The organism is bacterium (assembly GCA_024224155.1).
Classification (GTDB): domain Bacteria; phylum Acidobacteriota; class Thermoanaerobaculia; order Multivoradales; family JAHEKO01; genus CALZIK01.
On the sequence record JAAENP010000370.1, the window covers coordinates 20,850 to 28,161 of the forward strand.

Here is a 7,312-nt window from a genome sequence, read left to right on the forward strand (position 1 = left end):
CCGAGGCAGATCGGTTCGGTGCCGGTGGGCGTGGATCCGGTTACCGCCAGGTTTCGAGACAACGGGGAAGTCTGGGTCGTCAACCACATCTCGGACAGCGTTTCGATCGTCGACGTGCCCACGCTTCGAGTCCGGGCGACGCTCGCTACCGATGACGAGCCCGCCGACGTGGTATTCGCCGGCAAGCCCGTGCGGGCTTTCGTGTCCTGCTCCCAAGCCAATACAGTGCTGGTGTTCGAGCCCGACGACTTGGGCAAGAAACCGAAACGCGTGAAGATCGGTGCCGAGGATCCTCGAGCGATGGCGGCATCGCCCAATGGCAAGACGGTCTACGTCGCCATTTTCGAGTCGGGCAACCGATCGACGGTCCTGGCTGGCGGCTTCGACATCGATGAGCAGAGCAACCGGCCGACGATTCCCAGAAATGTCGTCAGTGATCCGGCGGGTCCTTACGGCGGCCAGAACCCGCCTCCCAACCGCGGGGGGTCTTTCGAGCCTCCGATCGCCTCGAACCTGCTGGCACCGCCGCCGGTGGCGCTGATCGTGAAGAAGAACGCGGCCGATCGGTGGGTGGATGACAACGGCGCCGACTGGACTGAGTTCGTCAGCGGGTCGCAGGCCTTCAAGTCGAAGCGCGTCAGCGGCTGGGACGTGCTCGACCGGGACGTTGCGACGATCAACGCCAAGAACCTGCGTGTGGGCTATCTGGAAGGCCTAGCGAACCTGGTGATGGCGGTCGCGGTCAACCCGGCAAGCGGTCGCGTATCGGCGGTCGGCACCGAGGGGATCAACGAAGTGCGCTTTGAGCCGGTTCTCAATGGCCGTTTTCTCCGAGTCAATCTGGCCCTGGTAGGTCCCGACGGCTCCAGCCGGTCGATCGTGGATCTCAACCCGCACCTGACGTACGAGTCGGCTCGGGTGCCGCAGGCCGCGCGCAACAGGTCGATCGGCGACCCCAGGGCCATTGTCTGGAACCAGGCCGGCACCCGAGCCTGGGTGGCCGGCATGGGCTCGAACAACGTGGTCGTCGTGGACTCCTCCGGCGAGCGCGTGGGAGCGACGATCGAAGTCGGCCAGGGCGCCGCCGGGCTGGCCCTGGATGACGGCCTCGGCCGGCTCTACGTGCTCAATCGCTTCGCCGCGACGATCTCGGTCGTCGACGTCGACTCCGGCAAGCAGATCTTGCGGAAGAAGTTCTCCGACCCGACTCCCAAGGCGATCCGCAAAGGGCGCCCGCTGCTCTACGACACGCACAAGACCTCCGGGCTCGGTCATGTTTCGTGCGCGTCCTGTCACGCCGACGCCCGGACCGATCGGCTGGCCTGGGACCTGGGGGCGCCGGACGGCGAGATGAAGTCCAATGCAGATCAGAACAAGTCATTGATTCCGCAGGACAGTTTCCCGCCGGACTGGCACCCGATGAAGGGTCCGATGGCCACCCAGACGCTCCAGGACATCGTCGGCAAAGAGCCGCATCACTGGCGCGGGGACCGGGACGGGCTGGAGGAGTTCGCCGAGGCCTTCAGGGTGCTTCTGGGTGACGACAAGAAGCTGTCGAGATCGAAGATGAAGAAGTTCGAGAAGTTCTTGGCGACGATTCACTTCCCGCCCAACCCGTTTCGCAACTTCGACAACTCCCTGCCGACCTCGGTGTCGCTCACGGACCATCATCGCTCCGGCCGGTTCGGCAACGAGGGCGCGTCTCTTCCCAAGGGGAACGCCCGTCGGGGTCTCGAGCTGTTCCGCACCGGGCAGCTCGAGTCGGACACCATGGCGCTCGATCTCTTGGCTCTCCGCGCCAGGGCGGCGCCCGGGGCGGAGCTCACTTTCACCGTCGTTGCCCCCGGGACCGGCTCGCGCATCGCGTTCGCGCGGGCTCGGGATGACACCGGCAAGCCGCTTGAGACCGTGGAAGCTATCGAGTCGAACTCGGACGCTCGGAGAATCCGGAGGACCACTCCCGCAACCCTGGAAAAGGAGATTTCAGTTGCGACCGACAAAACCGCGCAAGAGTAGGGTGCTGCTTGCGGCGCTCGGCCTGACCGTTGCTCTTGGCGGCTGCGGCACCAGCGACATCATCGATATCGTATTCGGCGGCCTCACGGTTGACACCATCACGACCGGGACCAATCTCGACCCCAACGACTACAGCCTTCGGGTGACGGGTCCGAGCCTCAACGTCGAGCAGATCATTGGCCTGAACGATCAGGTGACCTTCTCGGTCACGCCGGGGAGCTACTCGGCGCGGCTCGCCGACGTCGCCGGCAACTGTACGGTCGACATCAACCCCTTCAACGTGATCGTTACGACGGGCTTCACTTCGCGAGTCACCTTCAATATCGTCTGCTCGTAGATGGCACCCGGGCGGAACCTTTTGGGTTTCGGCTGCGTCGTAGGAGAAGATGGCTGGGTTGCATCAGCAAGAAAAGGCCGTGTTCGACTACAGCGAGTTGATCGCGCGCTGCCGGCAGGGCGATGATCTGGCCTGGGAAGCCCTCGTCCGGCGACTGGAGGGTAGGGTTTACGCGATCGCCCTCCACTACCTTAGGGATCGCGAGGAAGCTCGGGACAGCGCCCAGGACATTTTCATCCGGCTGTACCAGAAGCTTCACACCGTTCGGGCCGATAAGCCATTCCTGGCCTGGGTGATGCAGCTCTCGCGGAACTGCTGTATCGATCGGCTCCGGCGGCTGAACGTTCGAACGCCCGCACACTCCGTGCCGCTCGAGGACGCTCCGGACCTGAGCGTCCCGCTGCCGAGTCCGGAGGAAGCTTGCCTGGACAGCGCTCGTGACCGGTTGGTCTACCGGGCGCTCGGCACCCTGAGCGAGCGCAATCGCGAGATGATCCTGCTCAAGGATATCCAGGAGATGAAGCTGGTCGAGATCGCCGACCTGATGTCGGCGCCGCTGGGGACGATCAAATCGCGTTGGAGCCGAGCCCGGGTAGAGCTGGCGAAAGCGATTCGAAGAATGGAGCCCTCCGCAGGGACCTGACCGATGAACTGTCACGATTTTGAAACGCAATTCGAGGGCTTTCTGGCAGGGAGTCTCTCCGCCGAGGCTCGAAGCCGATGCGAGTCGCATCTCGGTCGATGCTCTTCTTGCAGCGAGCTCGTCGAGCTGGCTCGGCTTCCGGTCGAGCCCTCGACCGAGCTCGCGAGTGCTTTCGTCAACGGAGTCCTCAGCCAGACCAGTGGGCCCGCATGTCGTCGTGCCGAGGAGAATCTGGCCCTCTTCGCCGACCGGCTCATGCCGGAGGGCGGTGATCGGGACCTGCTCGCCGCCCACGTCGCGTCGTGCGCGGACTGCTCCGAGCTGGTTGCCGAGCTCGAGCGGTCGCGTCTTGATCTGCCCCGGCTCGCGATCGTGCGGCCGGAAACCAGCCTGGTCGATGACGTTCTGCGACGCACCTTGCCGGTGACGGTTCGCGCCCGGCGCTGGTGGGTCGAGGCCTGGCCGCGGTGGGTGCGCCGGCCGCGCTTCGCTTCCGAGCTCGCCTATGCCTGTACCTTGGTGCTGGTGCTCATCTTTGGCACGCCGGTCTCGCCGCTCCAGGCGATGCCGGAACGAGCGCTCGAGATCGCACGCACTCAGCCGCTCGATCGCTACCAGGAGTTTCGTTCGACGATGGGCGAGGTGATCGAGATCAGGCTGCGCGCGATTGCGGACGACGGCGTCGAGCGCGCGGAGACCCTAGCGATCGCTGCCCGCGAGACCGCCGGAACCATTCTCCAGGAGGTTGCGTCTTGGTTTGTGAGCGCCGAGACCGAAGCATCGGCGGACGACGAGCAATCAAACAAGGAGACATCATGAACGAACCCGCAACTCCAATGGCTCAGCAAGCCCAGCCGGCGTTTTCGGAAACCCCGCCGCCGGCCGCTCCGGTCGAGAGCCGGTCCACCAGCTACGTCGACTCGCGCCGCAAATCACCGTCCCGGGCCACCTGGCTCTCTCTGATGCCCGGTTTGGGGCAGGTGTATTTGGGCTATTACCAGCGTGGATTCCTCAACGCGATCGTCGCGGCGATCGTAATCAGCTTGCTGGCCTCCGAGTCGCTCGGTCCGCTGACGCCGCTGGCCGGGATCTTCCTGGCTTTTTTCTGGCTCTACAACATGATCGATGCCGGACGCCGGGCAACCCTCTACAACCACGCCTTGGCCGGAGGCACCGAGATCGAACTGCCGGACGATTTTCAGGTTCCCGGCTTCCGGGGAACGATCGCCGGCGGCGCGACCCTGGTCGTGCTCGGCCTGGTGCTTCTGGGTCACACTCGATTCGGTCTGTCCCTCGATTGGATCGAGCAGTGGTGGCCGCTCGCTGTCGTGGCCTTCGGCGCCTTCCTGGCCTACAGGGGGATCCAGGAGAAGGCAGAGAGCGACTGATCCGGACGACCTGACCCGAACCAACGCCGAGCCCCCCGGTTCAGACGAGCCGGGGGGCTTGGTGTTGGTTCGCTGTCGAGTTTGGCCGCTCACCCTGCCCGCTGCAGGGCTTTTCTTTTGCCAAGGCTGTAGATACAAGCGGTCGACCTGGGCCTGCCCTGAGGTCCGCCGAAGGGTGTCGACCGTTTGCGGTGACCAGATTGTGACGAATGTGCCGCGTCGCGGCATTTTGTGATAGAGTTACGCCGCGGAGCGGCAGAGCCCGCTTCCGCAAGCTCCCTGACCCAGATCCATTCCAGCTCCGGAAGGAGGTTTCTGATGGTGTTGACCAAGGCGAAGGGACCCGGCTCCGCGGTGGGCGAAGTGCAACCTGCCGATTCGGGAATCGGCCAGGATCCGAGCGGCGAGCGGGCGACGGACAAAGGGGGCTCGTTTCTGTTCACACCGGTGGAGCACGAGGTGTTCTGCCGGGAGCGGTTCTCCGAGGAGCAGACCGAGATCGAGCGAATGGTGCGGGAGTTCGCGGTCGAGAGGATCGCGCCTCACCGCGAAGAGCTGGCGACCCACAACGAGGATCTCAGCCGAAGCCTGCTGCGCGAAGTCGGCGAGCTCGGGCTCACCGGTATCGATATTCCGGAGGCCTTCGGTGGCATGGGCTTGGACAAGACGACTTCGGCCCTGGTGGTGGAGGCTCTCACCCTGTCGGGGGCCAGCTCTTGGATCGTGACCTTCTCGTGTCACACCGGCATCGGCACGCTGCCGCTCGTCTTCTTCGGCAACGAGGAACAGAAGAAGAAGTACCTGCCGAAGTTGGCGACGGTGGAGTCGCTGAGTGCCTATTCCCTGAGCGAGGCCGAAGCGGGATCGGACGCTCTCAGCCTGGGTGCGACCGCTCGCCTGTCCGAGGACGGCACCGAGTACGTTCTCAACGGCTCGAAGATCTATGTGACCAACGGCGGCTGGGCGGACCTCTTCACCGTCTTCGCCAAGATCGACGGCAAGTTGATGAGCGCCTTCCTGGTCGAGCGTGGCAGCGAAGGGCTGACCATAGGGCCCGAGGAGAAGAAGCTGGGCATCAAGGGCTCGTCGACGGTGAGCCTGTTTCTCGAGGACGTCCGGGTACCGGTCGGGAACCTGCTCGGGAAGCCCGGCGACGGCGGCTCGATCGCCCTCAATATTCTGAATATCGGCCGCTTCAAGCTCGGCGCCGCGGACCTCGGCGGCTGCAAGTGGGTCACCGATCTCGCGACCGGGTACGCGCTCGAACGGCAACAGTTCGGCCAGCCGATCGCCTTCTTCGAGGCCAATCGCAAGAAGCTCGCCGAGATGGTGGTGCGGACCTACATTCTGGACAGCGTCATCTACCGAACCGTGGGCTTGATGGACGGCTGCATCGCTGAGCTCGATCCCGACGATCCTGAATACGACCGGCGAGCGATCGAGGCCTTGGAGGAGTACGCGATCGAGGCTTCGATTTCGAAAATCGTCGGATCCGAATCCATGTTCCAGCTCGCCGATCACGGCATCCAGATCTACGGCGGCAACGGCTTCTCGGAGGAGTATCCGATGGCCGGGGCGTGGCGCAACACCCGCATCGACCGCATTTTCGAGGGCACCAACGAGATCAACCGCATGGTGATCTACGGCTATTACCTCAAGAAGGCGCTGATGGAGGAGCTGCCCCTGCGCGACGCGGCCAAGGAATGGCTCGAGGTGTCCGGAGGCCCTGCTGCGAAAACGACGACCGGTGCAACCGGCGCGGCGGCGGACGAATTCCTCGCTTGGGAGATGGAGTCGCTCGACGTCGCTCGCCGATTGACGGTCCGGCTTCTGCACGAGGCGATCTCGCTCTACGGTCAGGACCTGCGCAACGCCCAGGTGGTCGGCGAGGATCTGGCCGACCTGATCATCGGCTTCTTCGGCGCGTCGTCGGCGGTGAACCGGATTCGCCAGCTCGGGGATATGGCTGCTAAAGACAGCGGCTACCGGTCGCTCGCGAAGCTCGTCGTCGCGACCTTTCTCGAAGATGTCTGGCGGATCTACTTCCGCCTGCGGCCGATCCTGCTTTCAGCCGGCTATGCCGAAAGCCTGGCTGCCGATTTCGACGGCCAGGTGGGCAGGCTTCATCTGCCGTTTGATTTCGTGGCCGAGGTCCACTGCCTGACCAACGATTTGTTTCATCACAAACAGTACCGATTCGGTTGATTCAAGAAGGAGACAAGCTGATGACTACGACGAACGTGCCAACCAGTGTCATCGTTGATGCAGTCAGAAGCCCGATGGGCGTCAAGAAGGGCAAGTTGATCGGCACGCGCGCCGATGACCTGGCCGCCCAGGTCGTCAAGGCACTCATCGAGCGGCAGCCGAACCTGCCCCTGGACGAAATCGACGACGTGGTTCTGGGGTGCGCCTTTCCGGAGAGCACCCAGGGCATGCTTCTGGCCCGTGGCGTGGCACTGCTGGCCGGGATCCCGCTCGAGTCGGGGGGCAAGGTGGTGAACCGTTTCTGCGGCTCCTCCATGGACGCCGTCCATCAGCTATCCCAGGCGATTCTGACCGGAGACGCCGAGTGCGGTATCGCGGTCGGGGTCGAAGACATGTTCGCGATTCCCATGGGAGGCTTCAACCCGTCGTTCCATCCCCAGCTCTATGACATGGAGTACTACATCGGCATGGGCGAGACCGCCGAGAACCTGGCCCTGGAACTCGACATCCCGCGGGAAGAGCAAGAGGAATTCGCGATGCGCTCCCACACCAAGGCCCTCGCGGCCTGGGAGAACGGGGCTTTCGCCAAGGAAGTGGTGCCGATTGCCAACAACGGTTTTGTGGTCGTCCGGGACGAGGGGCCGCGTGAGCCCGATCCGGAGAGGATCCGCTCGCTCAAGCCCGCGTTTACGGCCGATGGATCGGTGACGGCCGCGACCTCGA

Annotated in this window: 7 protein-coding genes; all 7 read left to right on the plus strand. The window is 64.1% G+C overall.

What is annotated here, in order from left to right; translation table 11 throughout:
• Positions 1-30: 30 nt before the first annotated feature.
• Positions 31-2,016: a YncE family protein gene (locus tag GY769_18935; protein MCP4203999.1), complete on the plus strand. Its 1,986-nt coding sequence runs from the start codon at positions 31-33 to the stop codon at positions 2,014-2,016.
• Positions 1,988-2,353, plus strand: coding sequence for a hypothetical protein (locus GY769_18940; protein MCP4204000.1), 366 nt, complete (start codon positions 1,988-1,990; stop codon positions 2,351-2,353). The genes GY769_18935 and GY769_18940 overlap by 29 nt, the downstream gene beginning before the upstream one ends.
• A 58-nt stretch (positions 2,354-2,411) precedes the next feature.
• A complete protein-coding gene (locus tag GY769_18945; GenBank protein ID MCP4204001.1) occupies positions 2,412-2,996 on the plus strand; it encodes a sigma-70 family RNA polymerase sigma factor in 585 nt (194 codons plus the stop codon).
• Positions 2,997-2,999: 3 nt separating this feature from the next.
• Complete coding sequence (locus tag GY769_18950; GenBank protein MCP4204002.1) at positions 3,000-3,815, plus strand: zf-HC2 domain-containing protein; 816 nt, start codon at positions 3,000-3,002, stop codon at positions 3,813-3,815.
• Positions 3,812-4,384, plus strand: a complete 573-nt coding sequence (locus tag GY769_18955) for a hypothetical protein (protein ID MCP4204003.1) — start codon at positions 3,812-3,814, stop codon at positions 4,382-4,384. The genes GY769_18950 and GY769_18955 overlap by 4 nt, the downstream gene beginning before the upstream one ends.
• 318 nt (positions 4,385-4,702) lie before the next feature.
• Positions 4,703-6,589 (plus strand): acyl-CoA dehydrogenase, encoded by a 1,887-nt coding sequence (locus tag GY769_18960; protein MCP4204004.1) that lies wholly within the window; start codon positions 4,703-4,705, stop codon positions 6,587-6,589.
• A 20-nt stretch (positions 6,590-6,609) separates the two neighbouring features.
• The coding region (locus tag GY769_18965) for a thiolase family protein (protein ID MCP4204005.1) at positions 6,610-7,312 on the plus strand (703 nt) is incomplete at its 3' end.